The 24,013-nt window shown below is 67.6% G+C and carries 21 protein-coding genes; 5 read left to right on the top strand and 16 right to left on the bottom strand.

The window, feature by feature from the left end; genetic code table 11:
• Window positions 1-6 precede the first annotated feature (6 nt).
• Window positions 7-2,745 (bottom strand): ATP-dependent helicase, encoded by a 2,739-nt coding sequence (locus GO488_RS01100; protein ID WP_162315965.1) that lies wholly within the window; start codon window positions 2,743-2,745, stop codon window positions 7-9.
• Between the two features lie 172 nt (window positions 2,746-2,917).
• Here GO488_RS01100 and GO488_RS01095 point away from each other — a divergent pair, with 172 nt between their 5' ends.
• Window positions 2,918-3,718, top strand: a complete 801-nt coding sequence (locus GO488_RS01095) for an ArsR/SmtB family transcription factor (RefSeq protein WP_162315964.1) — start codon at window positions 2,918-2,920, stop codon at window positions 3,716-3,718.
• A 315-nt stretch (window positions 3,719-4,033) separates the two neighbouring features.
• Window positions 4,034-4,795, top strand: coding sequence for an MBL fold metallo-hydrolase (locus GO488_RS01090; protein WP_162315963.1), 762 nt, complete (start codon window positions 4,034-4,036; stop codon window positions 4,793-4,795).
• Between the two features lie 26 nt (window positions 4,796-4,821).
• Here GO488_RS01090 and GO488_RS01085 read toward each other — a convergent pair whose 3' ends face one another.
• The 7 genes from GO488_RS01085 to GO488_RS01055 all read right to left on the bottom strand — a co-directional run bounded on the left by GO488_RS01085 (window position 4,822) and on the right by GO488_RS01055 (window position 13,065).
• The gene (locus GO488_RS01085) at window positions 4,822-5,979 is read right to left on the bottom strand and encodes a sensor histidine kinase (RefSeq protein WP_162315962.1); all 1,158 of its coding nucleotides are present in this window, start codon (window positions 5,977-5,979) and stop codon (window positions 4,822-4,824) included.
• 133 nt (window positions 5,980-6,112) lie between these two features.
• Window positions 6,113-7,180 (bottom strand): mRNA surveillance protein pelota, encoded by a 1,068-nt coding sequence (locus GO488_RS01080; protein WP_162315961.1) that lies wholly within the window; start codon window positions 7,178-7,180, stop codon window positions 6,113-6,115.
• A 39-nt stretch (window positions 7,181-7,219) separates the two neighbouring features.
• On the bottom strand, window positions 7,220-7,954 hold the full coding sequence (locus GO488_RS01075; RefSeq protein WP_162315960.1) for a DUF4013 domain-containing protein: 735 nt from the start codon (window positions 7,952-7,954) through the stop codon (window positions 7,220-7,222).
• Window positions 7,955-8,178: 224 nt separating this feature from the next.
• The gene (locus GO488_RS01070; RefSeq protein ID WP_162315959.1) at window positions 8,179-8,880 is read right to left on the bottom strand and encodes a DUF4013 domain-containing protein; all 702 of its coding nucleotides are present in this window, start codon (window positions 8,878-8,880) and stop codon (window positions 8,179-8,181) included.
• Window positions 8,881-9,019: 139 nt separating this feature from the next.
• A complete protein-coding gene (rqcH, locus tag GO488_RS01065) occupies window positions 9,020-11,191 on the bottom strand; it encodes a ribosome rescue protein RqcH (protein WP_162315958.1) in 2,172 nt (723 codons plus the stop codon).
• 63 nt (window positions 11,192-11,254) lie between these two features.
• Entirely contained in the window at window positions 11,255-12,289 is a 1,035-nt protein-coding gene (locus GO488_RS01060) for an NAD(P)/FAD-dependent oxidoreductase (protein ID WP_162315957.1), read from the bottom strand.
• Between the two features lie 65 nt (window positions 12,290-12,354).
• Window positions 12,355-13,065, bottom strand: coding sequence for an MBL fold metallo-hydrolase (locus tag GO488_RS01055; RefSeq protein WP_162315956.1), 711 nt, complete (start codon window positions 13,063-13,065; stop codon window positions 12,355-12,357).
• 182 nt (window positions 13,066-13,247) lie between these two features.
• Here GO488_RS01055 and GO488_RS01050 point away from each other — a divergent pair, with 182 nt between their 5' ends.
• The gene (locus tag GO488_RS01050) at window positions 13,248-14,075 is read left to right on the top strand and encodes a hypothetical protein (RefSeq protein WP_162315955.1); all 828 of its coding nucleotides are present in this window, start codon (window positions 13,248-13,250) and stop codon (window positions 14,073-14,075) included.
• A 9-nt stretch (window positions 14,076-14,084) separates the two neighbouring features.
• On the opposite strand, the gene GO488_RS01045 is transcribed toward GO488_RS01050, so the two are convergent.
• Window positions 14,085-14,546, bottom strand: coding sequence for an SRPBCC family protein (locus GO488_RS01045; RefSeq protein WP_162315954.1), 462 nt, complete (start codon window positions 14,544-14,546; stop codon window positions 14,085-14,087).
• Window positions 14,547-14,605: 59 nt separating this feature from the next.
• Here GO488_RS01045 and GO488_RS01040 point away from each other — a divergent pair, with 59 nt between their 5' ends.
• Together GO488_RS01040 and GO488_RS01035 are read left to right on the top strand one after the other, a co-directional pair.
• On the top strand, window positions 14,606-14,980 hold the full coding sequence (locus GO488_RS01040; protein ID WP_162315953.1) for a DUF7994 family protein: 375 nt from the start codon (window positions 14,606-14,608) through the stop codon (window positions 14,978-14,980).
• A 98-nt stretch (window positions 14,981-15,078) separates the two neighbouring features.
• A complete protein-coding gene (locus GO488_RS01035) occupies window positions 15,079-15,456 on the top strand; it encodes a hypothetical protein (RefSeq protein WP_162315952.1) in 378 nt (125 codons plus the stop codon).
• 152 nt (window positions 15,457-15,608) lie between these two features.
• On the opposite strand, the gene GO488_RS01030 is transcribed toward GO488_RS01035, so the two are convergent.
• From GO488_RS01030 to GO488_RS01000, 7 genes are all read right to left on the bottom strand, one after another.
• Entirely contained in the window at window positions 15,609-17,273 is a 1,665-nt protein-coding gene (locus GO488_RS01030; protein WP_162315951.1) for a tRNA uridine(34) 5-carboxymethylaminomethyl modification radical SAM/GNAT enzyme Elp3, read from the bottom strand.
• 506 nt (window positions 17,274-17,779) lie between these two features.
• Window positions 17,780-18,265: a cupin domain-containing protein gene (locus GO488_RS01025; RefSeq protein WP_162315950.1), complete on the bottom strand. Its 486-nt coding sequence runs from the start codon at window positions 18,263-18,265 to the stop codon at window positions 17,780-17,782.
• 55 nt (window positions 18,266-18,320) lie between these two features.
• Window positions 18,321-20,573 carry a DHH family phosphoesterase gene (locus GO488_RS01020; RefSeq protein WP_162315949.1) on the bottom strand — a complete coding sequence of 751 codons (2,253 nt, stop codon included), beginning with the start codon at window positions 20,571-20,573 and terminating at the stop codon, window positions 18,321-18,323.
• Between the two features lie 65 nt (window positions 20,574-20,638).
• A complete protein-coding gene (locus tag GO488_RS01015; RefSeq protein WP_162315948.1) occupies window positions 20,639-20,902 on the bottom strand; it encodes a hypothetical protein in 264 nt (87 codons plus the stop codon).
• Between the two features lie 24 nt (window positions 20,903-20,926).
• Window positions 20,927-21,559, bottom strand: coding sequence for a YIP1 family protein (locus tag GO488_RS01010; RefSeq protein WP_162315947.1), 633 nt, complete (start codon window positions 21,557-21,559; stop codon window positions 20,927-20,929).
• Between the two features lie 51 nt (window positions 21,560-21,610).
• Window positions 21,611-22,189 (bottom strand): NADPH-dependent FMN reductase, encoded by a 579-nt coding sequence (locus GO488_RS01005; protein WP_162315946.1) that lies wholly within the window; start codon window positions 22,187-22,189, stop codon window positions 21,611-21,613.
• A gap of 63 nt (window positions 22,190-22,252) precedes the next feature.
• Window positions 22,253-24,007 (bottom strand): alkaline phosphatase D family protein, encoded by a 1,755-nt coding sequence (locus GO488_RS01000; RefSeq protein ID WP_162315945.1) that lies wholly within the window; start codon window positions 24,005-24,007, stop codon window positions 22,253-22,255.
• Between the last annotated feature and the right edge of the window lie 6 nt (window positions 24,008-24,013).

The following is a 24,013-nucleotide window of genomic DNA, read 5'->3' as shown; positions in this document are numbered from 1 at the left end:
CGATTTTCAATCGTCGACCGCCGCGGCGCCGTCGCCGTCGATCTCGTCGAGGACCCGCTCGTGGAACGCTTCGAGGACGGCCGACTCGTCCTCCGCGAGCACCACGTCGCTCGCCAAGAGCGTCGCCAATCCGAACGCCCGCGGCGTCGGTGAGTCGACCCGTATCGTTCTCACGTCGACGGCCCCGCGTTCGATATCCCGCAGGACGTCCTCGATGCCGGCGACATTGAGTTTGTCCTCTAGAATCTCTCGGTACGTCTCCTCGACGACCGCGAACTCGCCGAGGTCCTCGGCGAACCCGAGCAGCATCTCGGAGGAGACCTGCTGTTGGCTGGCGGACTTCTCGTAGCCCTTGTAGCGCTTGAGTATCATCAGCGAGCGCGTGGCGTTGATGCGGAAGTACCGCTGGAGCAGGTCCGTCCCGTCGAGGCTCGCCCGCAGGTCCGCTCGGGCCTCGGTCGGGTCGAGACCCTCGATAATCCGCTGAATGTCCACCTTGCGGTTCAGCGGCATCGAGAGGGTGAAGCCGTTGTCGGCGACGGCCACCTGCACGTTGGCGTTGGCCGCTTGCGCCATCTGGTAGGCCAGCAGGCGGGAGAACCCGTCGTTGAACCGCCGGCCGTAGTTGGAGTGGACGTGGTAGTGGCGCTCGTACTGATCGTGGTCCAAGACGGTCTCGACGACGAGTCGGTCGTCCGTGGCGACGCTCTCGCTGCCGGCGTAGGCCACCTGCTGGCCGAACATCCGGGCGATCGCCCTGACGCTGTTCTCGTCTAATGGCATCTCCCGCAGCCAGTTGCGGACCGCCGACATCCCGCCGCGTTCGAGCCTGTCGAGGAGGTCGCGCTGGAACGCGAGTATCTCCCGCCCGAGGTCGTAGGAGAGGGGCAGTCGCTCGGAGAACCAGGAGGGGACCGTCGGCCGGGCGCTCGTCGGGTCGACGTACACTTTCGAGCCGCGCCGGTAGCGGTACTCGTAGTTCGCACCCCCGAGGACGAACACGTCGCCTTGCTCTAAGGTGTCGAGGTAGGACTCGTCCAGTTGGCCGACCCACTCGCCGCTCGACCGGGTCTTCACGTCACAGGTGAACGAGTCCGGAATCGTGCCGATGTTCGTCATGTAGATGACCCGGGCGAGGCGGCCGCGCTTGCCCATGAGCGGTTCGCCAACCTCGTACTCGTCGTAGTGGTACTCGCCGTCCGGCGGGTCGTTCGCGTCGCGCCAGACCTTCGCGTAGACGTTCTTCTCCTCCATTCCCGGGTAATCGGCGGTCATGTACCGCATGAGCTGTTCCCACTCCTCGTCGCCGTAGTTCCGGTAGGGGTACGCTCGCCCGAGGATACCGCGGATCTCCCGCTCGGGACGAACCCGGTTGATGGCCATGCCGTAGACCTGCTGTGTCGCCACGTCCTGTGCGTTCTCGGGGATGAACACCCGGTCGACGAACCCCTCCTCGGCCTTCTTGAGCATCACCGCGCACTCGACGAGTTCGTCCCGGTCGAGCGCGACGACGCGGCCCTCGACGGTCTGGCCGAGCTGGTGGCCTGCCCGCCCGATGCGCTGGAGCAGCGAGGCGACGGACTTCGGCGAGCCGACCTGCACCACGAGGTCGATGTGAGGCATGTCGATGCCCAGTTCGAGACTCGTCGAGGTGGTGACGACGTCGAGCGTCCCCGCTTTCAGCGCCTCCTCGATCTCGTGGCGCTTCTCCTTCGAGAGCGAGCCGTGGTGACAGCCGGAGTTGTCCTCGTCGTAGGCGTCGAACTTCTCGCGGAGGTTCTGGAGCACTCGCTCGGCCCCAGACCGGGTGTTCGTGAAGATCAGCGTGTTCGTGTGGCTCTGGACGTGGTCGTGTAGCTGCCGGTAGAACCGGTCGGTCACGACGCCGCTGGGCGTGTCGATGAGGTCGTCGGTCGGACAGGAGAGCTCCACGTCGAAGTCCCGGGAGAAGCGCGTGTCGACGAGCTCGTACGGGCGGGACTCCCCGCCGGGCTCCTCGCGGCCGACGAGGAACTCGGCGACGGTGGAGAGCGGCTCGACGGTGGCCGAGCAGCCGATCCGCGTCGGCGACCCCTCGGCCATCGCCTCCAGCCGTTCGAGCGACACCGAGAGGTGGGTTCCCCGCTTGTTCTCCGCGAGGCTGTGGATCTCGTCGACGACGACGTACTCTACCGTCTCCAGTTTCTCCCTGAACTTCGGGGAGTTGAGCAGGATGGCCAGCGTTTCGGGCGTCGTGTTGAGGATGTGCGGCGTCGTCTCCAACATCGCCTGGCGCTCGCTGTCGCTCGTGTCGCCGTGGCGAATCGCGTGACGGATTTCCACGTCCTCGCCGCGTTCGTCCAGTTTCTCCGTGACGTCGGCGAGCGGGACCTCCAGATTCCGGTGGATGTCGTTGGCCAGCGACTTCAGCGGCGAGACGTACAGGCAGTAGACGGAGTTGTCGAGGTCGTCCTCGCGGGCCTTCCCGAACAGCTCGTTGATGATGCCGGTGAAGGAGGCGAGCGTCTTCCCACTCCCGGTTGGCGCACAGATGAGCGCGTTCTCCCCCTCGTGGATGAGCGGGACGGCCTCCTTCTGCGGCGGCGTGAAGAAGCCGCCGTTGCCGGGCACGAACTCACCGAACTGCTCGACCCACCACTCCTGGACGACCGGGTCTAGCAACTCCAGCACGTCCGAGTCGTCGATGGCGACGGACGCCGGGTCGAACGCCGGGGCCGTCGCCGCGAGTCGCTCTCGTCCTCCCATCGTGGCCTCTGGTCCGGAGGAGGGGCCGTGCGGTCAAGTGGGTTCCGGCACCATCGGTCCGTCGGCCGGTTCGGCCCGCTCGAATAGCGTCGGATTACCGCGTCGGAGCGACACTCAAATCGCGGTCGGAGTCTCCCGGAGATTCATTACGCTGGGGCTCACTGAGTCGGTTATGTCCTTGCTGCCCTCGCGTGGCCCCGACGCGAGTGCGTCACAGGACGGGGAACTCCAACTCGTCGGTGTCGACGAAGACGTCTCCGCTGTCCTCGACGCGCTCTCCTCCGAAACGGCTCGCGAGATACTCAACACGGTCTACGAGGAACCGGGTACGCCCTCCGAACTGGCCGACCGGCTCGGCATGTCTATCCAGAAGGTGTCCTACCACCTCGAAAAGCTCGAAGACGAGGAACTCATCGCCGTCGCCGGCACCCAGTACTCCGAGAAGGGCCAGGAGATGAAGGTCTTCGAACCGCCGGAGGACCCGCTCGTGCTGTTCGTCGGCACGCAGGACCGCAAGCGCTCCCTGCGGTCGCTGCTCGCGCGGCTGGTCCCCGTCGTGGGCCTGCTCACCGCCGCCAGCGTCCTCGTCCAGATCCTGCTCGGTAACGTCCCGATTCCGTTCGGGATGTCCTCCTCCGGCGGTGCCGATGGCGGCGACGCCGGGTCGGCCGGCGGCGCGGCCGGGCAGGGGACGGCGACCCCGGCACCGGCCGCCGATACGCCGGCTCCGACCCAGAGCGGCGACGGCGGCGGGTTCAGCATCGCGGAGGCGACGCCGACGCCGAGTCGGGGGGCGGAAGCGACCGAACGGGCGACCGAGGCCCCGGAGGTGGTCGCGCAGGGCACCGAAGCCGCCGTGACCGCCGCCGGGAGCGGCGGGGCCGAGATCGCGCCGGGACTGGCGTTCTTCCTCGGCGGGCTGCTGGTCGTCGCCATCGTCGCGGCGATGTGGGCCTACAGCAACTACCGATAGTCGAACCGCGCGCTGTGAGCGGGTTTTCGGTCGTTCAAAACGCGCTTTGAGCCTCAGATGCACTTTTTATATTCCCCGTGGAAGTATCGGATGCGCCGTCACGGGGCGCGCCGGTCTGCCGCTGTCCGCCCTGTCAGGTGGGATCTCCGCCCTGTCGGACTTCCACCGGTCCCCGTTGGCGGCCATCAGCCTGCCCACCTCGCCGCTGACGCGGCCCTGTGCGGTCTCCCCTCTCCCCCCCGCCCTCCATCGCGGACCGCCCGCCCCCGCTGACGCGACAGCACTTCCTTTGTGCTCCGACCCGACGGGTCGGGTATGCGACTCACGTTCCTCGGGACCGGCAGCGCCATGCCGACCGGCACGCGCGCTCAGTCCGGCTATCTCCTCGAATCGGGCTCCGACGCGCTACTCATCGACTGCGGCAGCGGCGTCCTCTCCGCGCTCGCCCGCACCGACCGGGGCTACGAGGGCGTCGACACCGTCCTGTTGACCCATCACCACCTCGACCACGTCTCCGACCTCGACGTGCTGATGAAGGCCCGCTGGCTGGCCGGCGAGACGGACCTGACGATCGCCGGGCCGCCGGGGACGGAATCGCTCGTCCGTGACTCCCTCTCGGTCCACGAGTACATGCAGGACCGACTGGACCTGACGCTGCGCGACATCGAAGACGAGGCGTTCTCGCTGGCGGGATTCGACGGCGATCGATTCGAGACGCGCCACTCGATGCAGTGTTTCGCCTATCGGCTCAGGGACGGGAACGGCGGGCCGACGATCGCGTTCAGCGGCGACTCGGAGGCCTTTACCGACCTCGTGGAGTTCGCCGACGGCGCGGCCGTCTTCGTCCACGACTGCTCGTTCCCCGACGACGTCGACGTCTCGAACCACCCGACGCCGTCGTCGCTGGGCGACGCGCTCGCGGCGGCCGACGCCGACGTGGGCCGGGTCTACCTGACGCACCTCTATCCGCACACCGAGGGGCGACACGACGAGATGCTGGAATCGGTCGGCGACCGCTACGAGGGCGACGTTCGCTTCGCGGAGGACGGCCTCTCCATCACCGTCGACGAGTTCTAACGGTGAGACGGCGGCCCGCCGCGGAGTCAGACTCGCTCGAGCGTGACCCGGAACTCGGCACCGCCGGACTCGCTCTCGTCGACGGAGACGTCGCCGCCGTAGGATTCGGTCAGCGCCCGGACGAACCCGAGTCCGAAGCCGCTCCCGTCGCTCTCCGGGCCTTTCGCCCCCATCTCGAAGATCTCCTCGCGGAGGTGTTCGGGGACGCCCGCGCCGTCGTCGGCGAACCGAACGACGATCTCGTCGGAGCCGGACTCCTCGACGCTGATGACCACGCGTACGTCGCCCTCGTTGTGGACGGCGGCGTTCGAGACGAGGTTGGTGAACACGGAGTCGAGGAGTTCGCCGGCGAAGACCCGGTACTCGAAGGCCGACCGATCGAAGTCGACGGTCAGCGAGTCGTAGTTCGCCTCGACTTCGGTGACGGTCCTATCGAGTATCGACCCGAGGGGCCGGGGTTCGGGCTCGTCCTGCTGTTCGAGCGTCGAGACGAGCGAGCCGACGCGTTCGATGAGGTCGGCGGAGCTGCGGGCGGCCCGCTGTATATTGCCGGCGTACTCCTCGGTCTGACCCTCGACCTCCGTCGCGACGGCGTCGGCGAACCCGGCGATGACCTGCAGGTCGTTGCCGAGGTCGTGGCGCAGGAGCCGGTCGTACATCTCTATCATCTCCTTGCGCGTCTCCAAGTCCTGTCTGGCCCGTTCGAGTCGCTCGCGCGAGCGGATGTTGCTGATCGCCGTCGCGGCGTGGGAGGCCAGGATCTCCAGCGGTCGGCTGTGTTCCTCGCCGAAGGAACTCACGGTGGTCGAGCGGGTGACCAGAACCGCCGTCACGTCCCCGCCCACTTGTGCCGGGACGGCGAGCGTCGCCGTCACGTCCGAGTCGGGCGTCATGCCTGCCTCCTCGTCGGTCGCGACGACCGTCTCGCCGTCGTCGAACGCCCGCCGAGCGACGGCGCTCGGTCGGTCGCCCTGCGTCAGTCGGGGATTCGTGCTGTGGACGACGAGCGGTTCGCCGTCCCGGACTTCGACGAACGTCGAGTACGAGAACTGGAAGAGGAGCGACATGGCCTCCAGCGTGAGCGAGACCACTTCCTCGACGCTCTCACAGCGGTTGAGCGCCTGGCCGTACTTGTTCAGATCGGCCACCTGCCTCGCGAAGTCCGGTTGTTCCTCGAATGACATCGACTACTCCCTCACGGCGTGATTGTAAGCGAAAGGAGAGGGTAATAAAAAACCGTTTCGGGCGATTACAAGAAACGATACTCCCGAAACGTCGGGCGACAGTCGGCTTTGCAGTCGGTTTTCGCCATCGAGATCAGTCGAGTCTGTATCGAAGTAGCGCGGCGATCCCGCCGAGGTTCGCCAGTTGCTGACCGGGGGCGAACTCCGCCGAGAAGACGGTCACGTCGCCGCCCTTCTGCTCGCTCGTCTCGATTATCTCGTCGACGTCGACGTCCCAGTCGCCCTCGCCGGCCCGCTCCAGTCGGAGGCGTTCGTCCAGCACCAGCAGCGTCTCGATCGCGCCGAAGTCGGCGGCCTTGGCGACTTCCTCGGGGCCGTAGGCGACCTCGCTCCCCTCGCCGATGCGGGCCATCAGCTCGTCGATGAGGTCCGCCTCCTCGGCGATGCGGGTCTGCTGTTGGACGTCCTCAACGGCACCGCGTTTCAGCACCTCGTGGACGCCGCGGTCGCCGACGCCCGCGGTGTCGACGACGGTTATCTGCTCGGCTACCTCCGGGATCTCCTCCTCGAAGTGATCCAGCGCGTCCTGCTTCGTGAAGCCGGGACCGGCGAGGATGTAGGCGTCCACGTCCTGCCGTTTCAGCACCTTCGCGAGCTCGCCGAACAGTTCGTCGCGGGGCCGGGCGTACTCGCCTTTCCCCGTCGTCGAGGTGATGACGGCGCGTTCCTCGGTCCCGTACTGGGCGACGGTGTGGACGTGCGCCTCGCCCTCCTCGACGGTGGCGATGACCACGTCGGGGTTCTCGGTGGCCTCGACGGCCTCTTCGAGCCGGTCGTTCTGGTCTGGTTTCCACCGCTTCTCGATGGTCAGTTCCGTGTGTTCCTCGACGTTGAGGGTGTGGTGAAAACCCAGTTGGTCCTCGCGGGAGCACTCGATTATCTCGCCGCCGACCCGGAGGCGGTTGGCGAACTTCGCGAACTCGACGTCCGTGACTTCGATGGCCAGCCACATGGGCTCGCGCTCGCCGCCGGAGTCCCGGAGGTTGTCGTCGTTGCGCTGGATGCGCCGCGTGGTGTCACCGGAGACCCGGTCCCCGGGTTCGATGACGTACGAGAGGTGCCAGAGGTCGTCGAGCGTCTCGGGGACCACCTCGACGCGCTCCCGACCCTCGCCGGTGGCCTCCCGGCTCTTGATCTGCATGTCTCCCTCTCGACTCGCCGCTCACAAGTGCCCTGCTATTCACACCGCGGGCTGACTGGCGGTGGACTCCTCGTCGGTCTCGGCCGCCAGTCCGAGTTCCGAGACGCCCACGCCGATGGCGTACGCGCTGGCGACGGAGCCGTAGAACAGGACGAACGGCACCAGGAGCGCACCGAGACCGGTCGCACCCACGGCACCGGCGACGACCTGTGCGAGGAAGCCGACGACGACGGCGACGAGCCAGCCGGTCGCGTAGCGGCGGTCACCGCCGACCGTCCGCAGGTGCGACGGCGAGAACGCCGCCCCGAAGCGCCCGGTACGAGCGAACGCGGCGACGCCCGCCGGCGCGAGGTAGGCCGCGGCCAGCAACAGCAGGAACGACGTCGACAGCGCGAGCAGGGCCAGCAATAGGCCGCCGACCGCGAGGAGCCCGGAGCGCGGGCCGACGGCACCGGCGGCGCTCCCCTCGACGACGACCACGGGAAAGAGGAACAGCCCGCCGACGAACGCGATAGCCACCGTCGGGACCACCAGGTACGCGAGCGAGATGACGAACGCGACGACGCCGTCGACGAGCAGTTCGCCCCAGTCGTCGAACACCGGCGGCCGGTCGGTCTCGCCGGCGGCCACCGCTCGGATGACTCGGACGAGATAGCCGTAGACGAACAGGAGCGGGACGAACAGGAAGCCGAGCAGGCTCAACAGCCCGCCGACGAGTAGCGTCTCGCCCTTCTTCTCGCCGTTCCACGGGAATCTGAGTGCGTCTTCTAACATGGGTTATCACCGTCACCGCCAGCGTCGCTCTGACCCGAAAACGGTCGGCAGTGACCCGCTGTGGCAGTAACGGTACGTACTTCGTCTTCTAAGGGGATAAACACCCACTGAGGAGAAGTCGCACGTCGCATACCGGGTACGGGCGAGGTAGGGCCGAATAGACGTCCGTGATGAAAACTCGCTCCTCCCGTACGCACCAAAAATCGACGTGTGCGTTCGTCCGCTCAGGCGACGGGCTGTCCGGCGGGCGCGTCGGGCCCGTCTTCGACGGCGGGCATCTCCCGAACCGCCGACCCGATGGCGTGAACCCCCGCGACGTTCGCGTAGAATACCACGAAGGGGACGAGCACCGCGCCGACGACGACGGCGTTGAGCGCGCCGATGATCACGCTGGCGAGGAGGCTGATACCGAAGGCGACGAGCCACCCGGTCGCGTAGGTGCGGCTGAAGGCCAGCGAGCGGAGCTCGCGGGGCGAGAACGCCGCGCCGAGGCTGTCGGTGCGGACCCAGGCCACGATGGCCGCGGGGATCACGTACGCGATGGCCAGCGAGACGACGGTCACGAGGAGCGCGGTCACCAGGAAGATGAGGCCGACGGCCAGTCCGCTCCCGCCTCCGTTCCCGCCGAGGCCGAGGGTGAGGCCGCCCGCGAACACCGCGACCGCGACGATGACGACGGGTAGCAGCGAGTAGGCGAACCCGATGGCGAACGCCTTCAGGCCGTCGACGAGCAGCTCGCCCCACTCGTCGAACTCCGGCGGCTCCTCGACGCCGCCGAGTATCGACCGCAGGGACCGGACGACGTACCCCATCACGAGGAACGTCGGGACGAGCAGGACGCTAAAGACGAGCAGTAACCCGCCGATGACGACGTTCTTCAGTGCGCTGTCGCTGTTCCGTGGGTAGTTTATGGCTTCTTGAAACATTGGTATCTCCTGATACGACTTCGAGGCCCCCTTCCCCCGACATGCCTCTGTCCGTATCTATTCGTATAATACGACCAACAAGTATATAAACGTGCGTGAGCCGTGCTATACTTCGACCGACAGTAGAAGCAGTGACGCGCTACTCCTCGACCATCCGACTCCCGCCGGGCGGCAGGAACTCCTGGATCCGGTCGGGGCTGGCGACCTTCCGGACGAACGTCTCGTCGGCGAAGCGCGATTTGAACTCCCGGTAGAGCATCTTGGCGATGTCGTTCTGGGCGTACTGGCCCGGTTCGACGGTGATGCTCGTCGCCGCCTGCGGGCGAATCGCCGCCGGCGGACCACCGACGACGCGCGTCTCGTCGTCGCAGGTGATGCCGACGGCGACGCTCGCTTCCGTGTCCTCGAAGTAGGTCCGGTCGCCCCGTACCGCGAACCCGCCCTTCTCCAAGTATTCGCCGCTCTCGGGCGTCTTCGACACCTGATCGGGGTCTACCATGTACACGTCGCCGGCGAACCGGCCGTCCTTCCAGACCGAGGAGTAGGAGACGGCGAATTGGGCCGCCTCGTCGAGGGATGACTGGGGGAACTCGACTTCCTTCGCGGGTTCGCTCGGGCCGGTGGCCTTGAGGACGGTGACCGGACCGCCGTGGGCCTGCGCGTGGAAGAACTTGTCACCGCGTTCGAGGTACTTCTGGACCAGTTCCTCGTTGTCGTCGGCGTCCCGACCGCCGATGACGAGGTAGCCGTCGGAGGTGTGGAACCAGCGGAACTGCTCGTACCACTGCTCGTTCGAGCGGACGGGAATCGAGGGCTCGTTCAGCCAGTCGGTCGGCTCGTCGTCCTCGGCCTCGTCGTCGCTCTCGACTTCGGTCTCGCTATCTTCGGCCTCCCACTCCTCACGGCGCTCTTGGACGGCCTCTAGGTCCTCGCGGGTGTCCTCGATGGCCGCCTGTGCGCCCTCCTTCTTGCCCTCGATGCGCTTGGCCTCCTTGTACAGCTCGTCGGCGTTCTTCTCGACGCCGGTGTGGGCGTCCACCGTGACCCGCGTCCCGTCGATGTCGAGCGTCACGGTCCCCTCGGTGCCGTCGACGCCGACGACGGCCTCCGCGGCCGGGATGCCCTGCTCGGCCCCCTCCTCGAAGGTCGCCTCGATCTCGGCCCACGGGACGTCCTCGGCCCGCGCGCCCTGCACCGTCGAGAGCACCTCGTCGACGAGGTCGTAGTTCGCGTAGAGGAGTTCCGCCTTCTCGCGTTCGGCCTCCGCGTCGGCCTCGAAGTCCTCGATGGCCTCCTCCTGTTGCTGGATGATGTGCTCGTACTTCGAGACCTCGGCCTCGAAGTCCGGCCGTTTGGGCTCGCCGCCCTCGACCTGCTCCTCCCGCTGGAAGTTGAAGAAGTAGTCGTCGAGCGCGTCGTTGAAATCCTCGAACTGCTCGCTATAGAGGTGTTCGTACTCGACGAGCGGGATCGGCGTCACGTCGACGCGCCGGCGGTTCTCGCTGCCGTCCCCGGCGTCGGCGTCGTCGGAGTCGCCGTCACCGTCGCCGTCTCCGGTGGATTCGTAGTACACGCGCGGGTCGAGGTCTCCCTCGCGCAGCCGCGTCGCGAGTTCCGAGACGACCTCGTACAGCCGCTCCAGCTGCTCGTCGGTCAGCTCTTCGACGGGGAGGTTGTACTCGATATCGGCCCGCGAACAGAGCTCCTCGCCGTAGAGCCCGCCGAAGTTCAGCTGTGTGGCGAGGGTGCGGACGACGTCGGCGTCGGACTCGCGGATACGCGCGGCGAACCCCTCGTAGTCGACCGTGAGCGGGTTGAACCGCGCCGAGGGGAACTCGTAGGGCGTCCCCGGCGCGACGGTGCGCGACTTGAGTCGAACCGTGTCCAGACAGTCGATGACCTCGCCGTGTTCGTCCAGCACCGCGACGTTCCCGTCGCCGAACAGCTCCGCGACGATGGTGGTCGAGGCGTCCTCGCGGTCGAACTCCAGTTCGAGGATGCGGTCGAACTCGAACTGCTCGACGCGGGCGAGATCGGCACCTGACAGGCGGTTCCGGAGCATCATGGCGAAGTCCGGCGGGCGGCCGGGTGCGTCCGGAACGTGTTCGGTCGCGGCGACGTGAGCGCGCTTGACGTCGCCCAGTTCGATGATGAACTCGACTCGTCCCCGGTCGAAGTCCCGCATCTTCAGCCGGACCACGTCGTCGTCGGCGTAGAGGTAGGCCTTATCGAGCTTGGCCCCGATATAGTCGGAGAGTTCGCTCTCGAGCGCCGCGAGGTCGACGCTCGTCAGCTCCCGCTTTTCGTCCATGTCGATGGCTGTCGGCGGCGACGCAAAGGCTTGTCGGGACCGCTCGAACTCGATGGCGGGGGTTCAGAGCGCGGCTGCGATGGTCTCGCCCGTGTCGAGCCCGTTCCGCAACGCCGCGTGCAGACGCGACTCCTCGGCCACCCAATCGCCGGCGAAGAAGAGGTCGTGGTCTCGCGCCACCGCGATCTCGTCGTGGTCGACGGTCGCCTCCGACTGGGAGTACCGCCAGTGCTGGTGGTCGGTCCAGTCGGGGTCGGTCAGCCGGTCGTCGTCCAGTAAGTGCGCCGTCCGCTGGGCGATCCGGTCGAGAAGGGCGTCCGGCCGTTCGTCGTAGTTGGCGACCGACCAGCCCTCATTCATCTGGACCAACAGCAGCGACTCGCCGTCGGGGACGTGGCCGGCCTTGCACTCCTCGCGGCCGACCCAGCCGATGTCGTGGTCCTTGTCGGCGTTGACGGCGGCGTACCACGGCACGTCGAGTTCGAAGGGGTAGTGCAGGACGCCGGCGACGACGGTTCGGTAGGGGACCGACGCGACGGTCTGGCGGATCGAGCGGCGGTCGTCGTGGTTCCACTCCGCCTGTCCGAGGATGTCCGCCGTCTGCGGGGCCGGCGGCGTCAGCAAGACGCCGTCGTACCGCCCGCAGTCGGTCCCCTCGTCGTCGGAGATGCGCCAGCCGTCGCCGACCCGCTCCAGCGTCTCGACGCGGACCTCGTGGCGAATCTCGGCGTCCGTCTCGGCGAACAGCCGCTTGGCGAGCTGCGTGATGCCCGCCTCGTAGGTCCACTTGTGTTCGTCGGCGTCTCTCCCCTCGTGAATCTCGCCGTCGCGCTCGAAGGCGTAGATCGGGTCATCGACGTCGACGAGGCCGTCGGTGGGCAGTTCGTCGGTCACCAGTTCGGTGACGCGGTCGTCGTCGTCCTTGAGGTAGTTCGCGCCGTACTCGTAGACGCAGCCCCCGTTCCGTCGGGTGGCCGCGCGGCCGCAGACGCCGCGGCTCTTCTCGAGGACCGTCACCTCGACCGGTGCGTCACGGAGTGCGTACGTCGCCGCGGCACCGGCCGCACCGGCACCGACGACCGCCAGCGTCGCCGTCATGCCTAGAGGGAAGGACGGCCCGAGTAAATAACTCACCCAAGCGTCGGCGAGCCGCCGGCCCGCGCTCAGACGCTCGCGGCGAGCGCCCGGAGCGCGTCTGACCCGCCCGCGAGGAGCGGGTCGCCGTGGCCCATCGCCGCCACGTCGAAGGCGGGCATCCGCGACGCGAGACCGCGCACGCTCTCGCGCAGACGACCCATGTCGTAGGAGTCCCCCCAGAACGGCGTGGTCAGCGCCCCGTCCTCCTCCCAGACGAGGTCGCCGAGAAACGCCGTCGAGGCCGCCTCGTGGTAGTAGGCGAGGTGCCCGGGGTTGTGCCCCGGCGTGTGATAGGCGGTGAAGCCCGCGACGGTGTCGCCCTCCGAGAGCGGTCGCCAGTCCACGTCGGGGAGCCGCGATAGCTGTCTGCTCGCCCGGTGGAACAGCCCCTTGTGGTGAAACAGCGGTGGGTCGGTCCCGCCGGCCAGCAGCGCCAGGTCCTCCCGGCCGACGTACACTGGGCCGTCGAACTCGGGAGCCAACCGGTTCAAGCCGCCGACGTGGTCGAGGTCGTAGTGTGTCACGAGCACTCGGTCGACATCTTCGGGATCGTATCCGACCCCATCGAGTTCGTCGGCTATCGGCGGTTCGTTCCACCAGAGCCCCGTATCTACGAGCGTCAGACCGTCGCTCTCGCCGTCGAGCGCCGACCCGTCGACGAGATAGGCGTTGGACATGAACGGCGGGACGAGACCGAGTTCCAGCAGCCACACCCCCTCGCGAAGTCGCCGTACCATACCTTTCTGTGGGGCCGAACCCGGAAAACGACGCCGAATCGTGGTAGTCAATATCTTCCAAAAATCCGCTCGACTCGTGTGCGACGGCGAGATCAGATAGTTCGATAAGACGCCCTTATCGCGGGGCCGGACTCGATAAGCACCGATTGTTGATGCCATCGTGACTGTTGAGAACAAAGCGCATGACGAGAGACCCGAACGAAGGAGAGTTCTCCCGCCGCGACGTCCTGCGGGCGTCCGGCGGCGTCGCCGGCCTCTCGGGAACGGCGCGGATGGGGCGGGGGTCGTCCCTGTTCAGCCAGGACTGTCCCGACGCGACGAGAGAACCGAAGATGGTGGACTGCGATTCGGCGACGAAGGCCGGCTGCGCCGACGACCATCCTCGGACGAAGGAGCTCCGCGACGAGGTCGCGGCCGCGCTGGACGACGACTTCTCGACGGTGGGAGCGCTCCTCGAGGACGGATTCGTCCCCTACTTCGACCTGCTCCGGGGCACCGATGGCTTCGGCTACTCCCACTGGCTCAATCCGTCGTACATCAGCGACGACACGTTCCTCGACGCCGCCCGTCCGGCTTCGATCATGGTGGACAACAAGTGGTGGCGGCCGCTCGGCGTGATGTTCGTCGCCACGGAGAACGGCGAACCGGTCGACCCGCCGTCCGTCTACGGGGACGACGAGGACGACGAAGCGCGCTGTTCGCCGTGGCACCATCACGTCGGCTTACCGGGTCGCTACGCGTGGTGGAAGTACCAGACCCTATACGCCGGCGGGGCCGACAGCGGCTTCAGACTACCGTGTCGCACGCCGTGTATGATGCACGTCTGGACGTATCCGAACCCCCACGGCGTCTACGCCCACGGCCCGCCGCCGCGGGGCCAGCGCGGCGGCCCGCCAGCAGAGCCCGCCGGGTTCGAGACGGAGTACACGCCCGGCGAAGATATTCTCGGCATCGACGTGGTGGCCGAGGAACTCCTCGAACACGCCGCCGCGACCTTCACCCCGCGGTGACCGGCCCGGTCAGTCGTCGAGGTACCGTCGCCAGTTCTCGCCCTCGGCGAGCCGTTTCAGCGCCTTCGCGTGATAGTCGACGAGCCGTCGGAGTCGCCAGCGCGCGACCGGCGCGCCGAGTCGACCGAGCGGTCCGAACGGCATCGAGAAGCGAACGTCGTCGCGCATGAGCGTCCCGCCCTCGACTTCCTCGAAGGTGTGCTCGTGCGAGAGCGAGCCGAAGACGCCCGACCGCTGGACGTCGCGGAACCGTCGCGGTCGATCGAACCCGACGACCTCCGCGGCGAGCTCGAACGGGACGCCGAACTGCGGCGCGCGGAAGGTCACGCGGTCGCCGGGACCGAGCAGTCCCGTCCCCGCGACGGCCTCCTCGTCGGGCATCGTGGCGACGTGAGCCTCGACGTGCCGCGCGAGGTCGAACACCCGCTCGCGCGGCGCGTCGATCCGCGTCTCTCGCTGGATGCGGGGCATGCTCCGACGCTGAGTCCCCGAGCCGCATCGGCTTTCCGGCTTCGACCCGACTCCCCCGCGTGGCGAATCGCACCAACCTGCTGGCGGGACTGTGCTGTCTGGCCGGCGTCGCCGGCCTCGCGGTGGTCTTCGGCCCGGCCTCGCTCACCGCCGGTCTCGGAGCGGCGGTGTTCGCCGGCTCGCTCGCGCTCGCGGGTTCGCTCTTCCTCCTCGCTTCGACGGAGCGCACGCTCTCGGTCGGCGGCCGCCATCTGGACCTCCACGACTGCAGCGGTCTCGGCGACATCGTCGTCGGCATCGCTATCTTCGGCGGACTGACCGGTGGGCCGAGCGGACTCGCGGGCGTCGTCTACGCCGCGCTGGTCGTCCTCGGCGGTCTGAGCGCGGTGTTGTTCGGCGTGGTGGGGCTGGCCGAGAAGTACGGCAGGCTGTGAATCGACGAGGCTCGCGTTCGGCGCGAGGGGGTCGCGTCCAACGGCAGTTCCGGGAGACCGACGGAAAGCAGATAACCCGGGGAGACGAGTCGCGAATCGTGTCTCTATCGACGCTGCTCTACGCGGGGGTTCTCGTCCGTCTCGCGCTCTTCGCGGTGGCGTGGCTCTCGACGGGATACTGGTTCTACGCCGATTCCGCCGCTCGCGGTAGTTCCCTTCCCGCGCTCTGGGGGGTCGGGGCGGTCCTCTTCTGGCCCATCGGCATCTACTACCTCGTCAGCGTTCGACGGGCACGCGAACGAGCGAGACCCGTGGCCCAGCGAGAGCGTATCGCGTGGCTGTTCGCGGTAAGCAGTCTCGGCGCGACCGTCGCCGGAACGGCGATCGCACCGCCGGATCCGCTCTCGGAGACCGCCTTCACGCTGTTCCTGTTCGTCGCCCTGGTCCCGCTCACGTACTATTATCTTCGAAGGTAGGAGGGTTTGACGGAACTCCTGTTCGTATCTATCTCAGTCGCTTCGAGACGTACGGGCCGTCGCAGCCATCTTTCTCGCCCTCGGATTGCCTGCGGCCACCACGCCTCGAAAACGTGGGCGAAAAATCGGCCCTCGCGTCGTTCGGGCCGCTCTCACTCCAACCGCTTCGAGACGTACGGCCCGTCCTGCTCGTAGTCGAGCTTGTTCCGGTAGTACTCCCGGACGCCGATGCCGGAGATGACCGCGAGCTTCGAGAATCCGGCGTCGCGGGCCAACTCCTCGGCTTTCGCCAGCAGCCGCTTGCCGTAACCGCGGTGCTGGTGGTCGTCGTCGCCCGCCGCCTGTCCGAGTCCGACCGAGTTCCCGTAGACGTGAAGTTCGCGGACGAGCGCGGCGTCCTGTAGCTCCTCGCGGACCGGATCGTTCGGGAACCGAAGCCGGCAGAAGCCCACCAGCACGTCGTTCTCGAAGTCCTCGAAAGAGATGAAATGTTCCGTCCCGCCGCAGGCCTCGTAGGTCATCACGTCGAGGGAGACGTTCTCGGCGTCGTTCTCGCTGTGGCCCGCCTCCCGACAGCGGATGCAGTCACAGGACCAGCCGTGCTTGTCCATCTCCTTCCACGCGAGCTGGCGGAGGTTGGACTTCCAGACGCCGCCCTCGATGAAGTCCGCCGGGATGTCCCGCTGGACCCGCTGGAGACGGGTGTACCGGGGAATCATGTCCTTGATCTCGGCGACGAGTTCGGCGGCCTCCTGATTGCCCAGGGGGTCGAAGTCGTTCTTCTGCCACCAGTCGTAGGTGACCGTCCCCGGCACGACGAGCGTCGGATAGATTTTGAGGTAGTCGGGCTTCCACTGCGACTCCGAGAAGATGCGCCGGAAGTCCTCTAAGCACATCTCCTTGGACATGCCGGGTTGGCCGGGCATCATGTGGAAGCCGACCTTGAACGCCGAGTCCCGCAGGCGGCGGTTGGCGTCGATACTCGCCTGGACGCCGTGGCCGCGGTGCATCTCGCGGTTGATGCGCTCGAACGTCGTCTGGACGCCGACCTCGACCTTCGTCGCGCCGAGGTCGAGCATCCGGTCGATCTGTTCGGGGTCACACCAGTCGGGCTTGGTCTCGAACGTCGTGGCGACGTTGCGAACGTCGGCCGTCTCGTTCTCCTCGATGACGTCCTCTAAATACTTGAACTCGTACTCCTCGGGGTCCTCGGCGAAGCTCACGTCCTCGGCCGGCGTCGGCTCGGCGTCCACGTCGAAGTCGTTCATCGCCTCCAGCGCCCGCTTGACGAACCACTCCTGATAGTCGTGGCTCCGGGCGGTCATCGTCCCGCCCATGACGATGAGTTCGGCCTTGTCGACCGGGTGGCCGATCTCCCGTAGCTGGTTCAGGCGGAGCGTGACCTGCCCGTACGGGTCGTAGTCGTTCTGCTCGCCGCGGGCCGCGGCGGGTTCGTGACCGGTGTAGGACTGCGCGGAGGAGAACTCCGAGTCCGGACCGCCCGGGCAGTAGAGGCACTTCCCGTGGGGACACCGGTGCGGCGAGGTCATGATGGCGATGGGCGAGACACCCGAGGCCGTCCTGACCGGTTTGCGCTGGAGCACCTCTTCGAGCACTTCGCGGTGTTCCTGCGGCGCGTAATCCAGCAGCTCGGAGTTCTTCGGGACCTTCGGCGCGGAGTACTCCCGACAGACGTCCACCTTCGCCTGCTCGACGTCGTCGCGCTCGACCTCGCCGGCGAGGATGCGGTCGACCAACTCCGCGCACACCTGCTGGAAGGCCTCCGTCTCGCTCGGGTCGGACGTGTCGGTACTCATCGGGTTACCCGAAGTCGTCGTCTCGCGCGAATAAGCGTGTCGCTCGCTGGATACAGCGTGTGACTGCGCCCCTCGATACTATTCCGCAGGTCGCTGTCTCGCGGGCATCGCCCGCTCGACTTATCGAGGGCCGCTCACTCCGTTCGCGCCCCTCGCTTCGTCGTCGGGCGGCAACGCCGCCCGACTGTCTGAGGGACCTTCGGTCCCTCTCTGCTCGGCGTCTCGCTACTCCTTCACGGCTCCCGTTGGTCACCGTTCCGGTACGAGGGACTGCACTACGTTCAGTCCCTCGCTACTGCTCGCGGGTCACTTCGTTCCCCGCTGCGCGTTATCGAGGGCCGCGCTCCTTTCAGTCGCGCGCCCCTCGCTACTGCTCTGCGATTCGTCCCTCACCGCATTGCGTTCGCGGTTCTCGCTCACTTCGTTCGCTCAAACCGCGCTACTGCTCACGAGTCGCTCCGCTCCTCGTTCGCAATTCGAGGGTTTTCCCTGCGGTCAGACCCTCGCTACTCCCAATACTCCATCTCCGCATTCCTATCCAGATACGTCGAGAGCGACCGCTCGTCGCTGTCCCCACCGGGGGCTGAGCCGGCGTAGAGACCGACCATCTCCCTGTCGGGATAGACCGTGATGTCCGGCTCCTCCATAGTCGAGACCGCGAGCAGGCGGAGGCCGTCCTCGCCCGCCTCGATCTCGTGAGCGCTCTCCTCTCCGGCGGGGAGGGCGACGTAGTCACCGGATTCGAGCGTGTGTTCCGCCGAGTCGGGACCGAGCCAGAGCGTCCCGCCGCCGTCTAAGACGAACAGCGCCTCCTCGTTGCCCTCGTGATAGTGGCGAAGCCACAGCCGCTTGCCCGACTCGACCTCGTAGAGGCTCGTCCCGAGTTCCTCGCCGCCGGCAGCCGCGCCCAGCTGTTTGCGCTTGAACGTGCGCTGTCCGTGTTCGTGCGTCGTCCACTCCAGATCGTCGGCGTTGACCGGGCCGTCGCTCATGTTACTGCCGACGACGGACGCGATGAAAAAGCTCCGCGAGAGAAGTTCCGCGAATCTACAGTTCGTCGCCGAGCGCCGACAGGAGCGCGTCGAGCACGGCGTCGCGCTCACCTGCGAGGTAGCGGATCGAGCCCTCGCGGACGCTCCGCGGGGCGACGCCGCCTTCCGGCGCGTTCTCGGCGACGGTGGCGGCCAGTTCGTGGACGTCCACGTCGGCGTCGGTGCGGACGTACAGCGTGTCCGTAGAGATGCCGACGACGGCGTCGGCCTCGTCGCGGACGTCGCGGTGGAGCTCGTCGAGCAGGAGCGTCTCGGGCGGGAACTCGTACTGGTGAGAGTACGCGTCCGTGTCCAGCACGGCCACCTCGGCGTCCTCGACGGAGCGGTAGTCGAGGTTGGCCTTCGCCGTCGAAACCTCGTCGTCCACTCGCTCGCGGAACTGCTCCGCGATGTGACCGGCGAGACCGCCCACGTCGTCCTCGTCGTCGCCGAAGACGAGGTCGGTGATGAGCTCGCGCTTGTCCTCGTAGGACTGGTAGTGGGCCTCCAGCGCGACGGCCTCGCGGAGCTGCGTGACCGCCTCGTCGTCGTAGCCCGCCTCGCCGGCGGCCTCGTGGTAGGCGTCGGGGACGCCCTCCCAGAAGCTCACCGCGGGCAGGTGGCGGAGGTCCTCGCGCACGCCGTCGTTGACGTGGGCGGCGACGTTGGCGGCCAGCGCCGTCGCGGTCGTCTCGGGCGCGTCGGCCAGGCTCGGCGAGACCGCGGCGTCCACGGCGTCGGTGACCGCGCCGTCGACGTCGATGTCGTCGACGAGCACCGTCGGCGCGCCGTAGACGTTCAGCAGGTCGAAGCCGTCGAGGCTCTCGCGGGTGCCGCCGGCGGCGACGAAGACGAACAGCGGCAGTTGCTCGTCGTGGCGCGCGCGGTTGTCGAGCATGGTCGACGTGTCCTTCGTCGCGTCGTCCATGTCGTAGACGCCGCCTTCGAGCGGTCGGCGGTCGAAGTAGTGGTACTGCGCGTCGGTGCGGCGGTGCTGGTCGGTGACCAGCGGGAGCGTCGCCCGTTCGAGCGCGCTGCCCGCGAGGTAGCCGTCGGCCGTGTTGGCGTGCCGGACGATGACCGGGCGGTCAGTGAGGACCGCTTTCCTGATCTCCGTGGCCACCTCGACGAGGTCCTCGGAGAGGGCGTCGATGGCCGGGTCGTCGGCCAGCGGGTCGACGCTGTCGGGGCGGGCCTCGTCGTCCAGCGCGTCCGCGAGGCGCTGTTCGACCTCGTCGCGCTCCGCGTCTTCGAGGACCGAGAGGTCCTCGGTCTCGACCTGGATCTCGCCGCGTCGGCGGCGCACCTCGCCGTCGAACCGGGCGAAGTCGCCCTCCTCGACGTCGGGGTAAGCGCGGACGCCGGCCTCGACGAACGCGGCGCAGTCGACGGTGCCGGTCTCGTCGTGGAGTTCGAACACCGTCGGACCGGAGGTCTGTCGGATGCCGACGACCTCGCCTTCGAGGCGAACGTCCTCGCCGACGTGTTCCGAGAGCGCTCCGACGGCGACCGTCTGCGGTTCCGCGTCGGTCGCTTCGGCATCGGCCGTTTCAGCGTCGGCCGCTTCGGCGTCGGTCGAGTCGGCCGCTGTCGCTTCGGTGTCGGATTCGGTCTGTTCCTCGACGACCGCCGCGCTCCCGCCGCTCTGGGCGGCGTCCGTCTCCGTCGTCGCCGCGTCGTCGACTTCGCTCTCCGTCGAGCCGACGCTGCCGGCGCCGTCTACGCGCTCGGCGTCGCTCGACCGACTGACGGCTCCGGCGTCGGATTCCGTCTCGGCGACTTCGGCGGTCTCGCCGCTCTCGTCGTTCCGTCCGGTCGAATCGTCCCGCGTGCTACCGTTTCCCGAATCCGCCGCACCCGCCTCCGCTTCGTCGTCTTCGTCCTCTTCGAGCAGCGTCGAGTGACCGACTTCGGGGTCGTCGACGAGGACGCCGCGGAACTCGCGCTCTGACTGGCGGATGGACCAGCCCAGGTCGATGTTGCCGTTGTCGCGGACGTTCTTCACCTGAACGTACACCTCGTCGCCCGAGTCCCAGTCGAGGGAGTCGAGCCGGCGATCCAGTTCGCTCCGGTGGAGGAGCCCCGTGACGCTGTCGCCGATGTCGACGAAGACGCCGAACTCGGCGAATCCGTCCACGGTACCGCGGTAGTACCGGTCGACGGTCAGTTGGTCAGCGCTGTTGCCTCGGAATACGAACAGGGCGTCCTCCTCGTGGAGGTCACAGATACGTCCTTCGACGGACGTGCCGCAAATGATACACGAACCCATTAGACGACGAAAGCAGGCGCTGCCTAAAACTGTTGTCGAATTCCTCGCGTCGGCGACGCGCCGATTCAGTCCAGCACGTCGCTCTCCGATTCCAGCAGTTCGAGGCCTGAAGCGACCGCTCTGGCCTGTTCGGGGAACAGGGCAATCTCCACCTCGCTGCCCTGTTCGTCCTCGAAGGCGAGTTTCACTCGCTTGTCACCGTATTCGCGGACGTCCACGCCTTCGACATCGTACATCTTGATGGTCGCCTGCTTGTTCGACGGGCCGACGTTCTTGAACGCGCCGTCTTTCAGTTCCAGCATGAACTGCTCGATGTCGATGCTGAGCATACCCGAACCGCGGGCCGCCGACGCCTAAAACCCACCACTCGACGCGAGCGTCGCCAGGGCGTGAAAGCCCCGAAAGCCGTACCCGAAGACGATCGCGGCGGGGAGCGCCGCGAGAACGGCCGCGAAGCCCAGGCGGAGTTCGTGGACGACGGCGGTACCGACGACGTACAGCCCCACCCCCCAGAGCGTGACGAGAACCCGGAGTTCGGGCGAGGGGAGTCCCGCGAAGACGCAGGGGGCCATCGCGTAGCAGAGCACCTGCACCGTCTCGCTGACGCCCCCGCGCTCGGAGGCGACGGGGATCAACAGCAGCGTCTGGAGCGCCGCCGTCAGGTGGACCGTCGCCGGCGCGACGAAGACGACGACCGCGAGCAGGACGAGAACCGCGAGGCCCGGCGTGAACTCGCCGATGGCGGGATACGCGAACGGCCCGGTCGAGACGACGCCGCGGCGAGCCAAGTCGACGACGAGAAACCGACTCAGCTCTTCGAGGGCGACGACCAGCGCCGCGAATATCAGCCCCGGCGCCTGGTCGCCGGGCGCGACGCCGGTCCGGAAGAACCGCCGGGGACGGACGAGGATCTCTCCCCACGCGCGGGCCAGCGCGGTCGGCCCCCTGTCGCGCCCGCCCGTCGTGTTCTCGACCCACTGTGTCACGTTTCGGTGTAGCGGCCGGTCGGATATGACAGTTGCGAGTCGTCTCCGCGGCTAATCGTCCGCGCCGACGTTCTCCGTGCTCTCGAAACACGGCGGGTCCGGTTCGATGTTGGCGTACTGCACCGCCTCCTCGCCGAGTCGCGCCACTCGCTCGTCGATGTCCGGGTCGGTTATCGCGCCCGCTTCGACGGCGTTTCTCGCCCGCGGGATGGCCGCCTGGTGGGGGATTACCCAGCAGTTCAGCGCCCGGCAGACCGAGCGGAGGTGTTCGAGCGCCGTGATTGGGAAGCTGCCGCCGGCGACGGCGAGCAGCCCGACCGTCTTGTTCTCGAACTCGTCGAACCCGCAGTAGTCGAGCGCGTTCTTCAGCGGCGCGGAGAACGACCCGTGATACACCGGCGTCCCGAGGAGGATCGCGTCGGCCTCGGCGACGGCGTCGGTCAGTCGAGTCGCGTCGCCGGCCTCGCGGGCGTCGGCGTCGAAGACCGGGAGGTCGAACTCCCGGAGATCGAGCAGTTCGGTCGTCCCGCCCGCGACTTCGGCTTCGGCGAGCGCTCGCTCGATAGCGACGCGGGTGTAACTCTCGTCGCGGAGGCTCCCGGCGATACCGACGACGTGCGGTCTGGACATGCGTTAGCTCAGGGCCGGACAGATTAAAAGAGGCGGTGAAAGCGTGGTTCGTTCGGGTCGTCACTATGTTCGGTACTCGTGGGTCACGTCGACGAGGTCGACGACGCCGTCGGGGACGCGGTAGGCGACGACCACCGAGCGGTCGCCGTCTATCGAATCGACGGTCTTGTCCACGCCGTATCCGACGTAGGTGCAGTCCTCGCGAGTGAACTCCACGACCGAGTAGCCCCAGTTGTGGCTGTCGAAGAACTCGATGTGGGGGTTCATCGCGGCGACGAGTTTACTCAGCAGCGGTTCGGTCAGTTTCCCGCGGAGTCCGCGAGTGAGATGGAGCGCTTCGGCGGCGTTGAGCGACGTGACGGCAGGGGTCATGAACTCGACGCCGATGCGCTCGCCCTGCGCGACCCCCTCGCCGCCGGTGACGCGGCCGGGATAGGAGGTCTGCTGATAGCCGGCTATGTAACAGTGCATGTCGCCGGTCAGCGTCACGAAGTTCGTCACGTCGGCGGCGGCGATGGCCTCGACCACCTGCAGGCGCTCGCGCGTGTAGCCGTCCCAGCCGCCCTGAACGGGGTAGACCGACAGCGGCCCGGAGCCGAGGCGGAACGGGATGGTCAGCACCTCGTCGGCCCACACCGTCCACTTGGCTTCGGAGTCGACGATGGTGTCGACGAGCCACTCGCGTTGCTCCTCGCCGAGCATCGTCCGCCCCGGCGGTTCGCGGTGGGGGCCGACGTTATCGGGCGTCGGGATCGCCTCCCGCGGCGGGTCCCGAAAGAGGCGCTCGTCGGTCAGCGACAGCGAGACGAGGTCGCCGAACTCCAGCGTCCGCCAGAGTCTGAACCGCTCCTGGAGGGACTCGCCGTTGGGGTCGTACTCGACGCGTGCGGGCATGTACTCCCACCACGCGTGCATCGCGTCGGCGACGAGTTCGGTCATGAACTCGGGGTCGCCGCCGCGCGGGTGATCGCCCGCGGGCGCGTCGGTCCGACTGTCCCAGTAGACGTCGTTGACCATCTCGTGGTCGTCCCAGCCGGCGACGAGCGTGTGCGACTCCAGGGCGCGCTGAAGGAAGCGGTCCGAGCGGTAGGTCCGGTGGAGGTAGCGGTAGTCGTCGAGGTTCCGCACGCGGTCGTAGCCGCTGGGCAGCGACAGCTCCCGGCCCTCGTACTCGTAGGACCCGAGGCCCTTGAAGTGGCCGTCGCCGGACTCGTAGATGAAGTCGCCCAGGTGGACGACGAAGTCCACGTCCTCTTCGGCGACGTGGCCCAGCGCCGGGAAGTAGCCGTTGAGGTAGTTCTGGCAGGCGAGGACGGCAATGCGGAGCGAATCGGGAGAGTCCTCGGGACGCGGAAGCGTCTGACAGCGCCCGGTCCGGGAGGCGACGCCGTCGTAGACGAACCGATAGCGGTACTCGGTATCGGGGTCGAGGCGGCCGTCGACGTCGACTTTCACCGTGTAGTCGTGGGCGGCGATGCGCTCGCCGTCGGTCACGACGCCGTCGTAGACCACGTCCTCGAACGCCTCGTCCGTCGCCACCTGCACGCCGAGCGGCGTCTCCGTGTCGAACCGCTCGGGGTCGACGCGCGTCCAGAGGATGACGCCGCTCGGCGTCGGTCCGCCGCTCGCCACCGACTGGGGGAACACCGCGTCCGGGTCGCTCTCCCCGTGGATATCGAAGACGTCGGCGTCGCCCGACTCGACGAGGTCCATCGCCAGCGCGAGGTCGTGCGAATCCAGTTCGGAGAGCAGTTCGACGTGGTCCTCGGCCGTCCGCGACGGCTCGTCCCGCCCGTCCAGCCCGATATCGCCCGACATACCACC

Origin of the sequence: Haloarcula limicola (assembly GCF_010119205.1) — an archaeon.
Taxonomy (GTDB): Archaea; Halobacteriota; Halobacteria; order Halobacteriales; family Haloarculaceae; genus Haloarcula; species Haloarcula limicola.
This window is presented reverse-complemented; position numbering and strand designations above follow the sequence as displayed.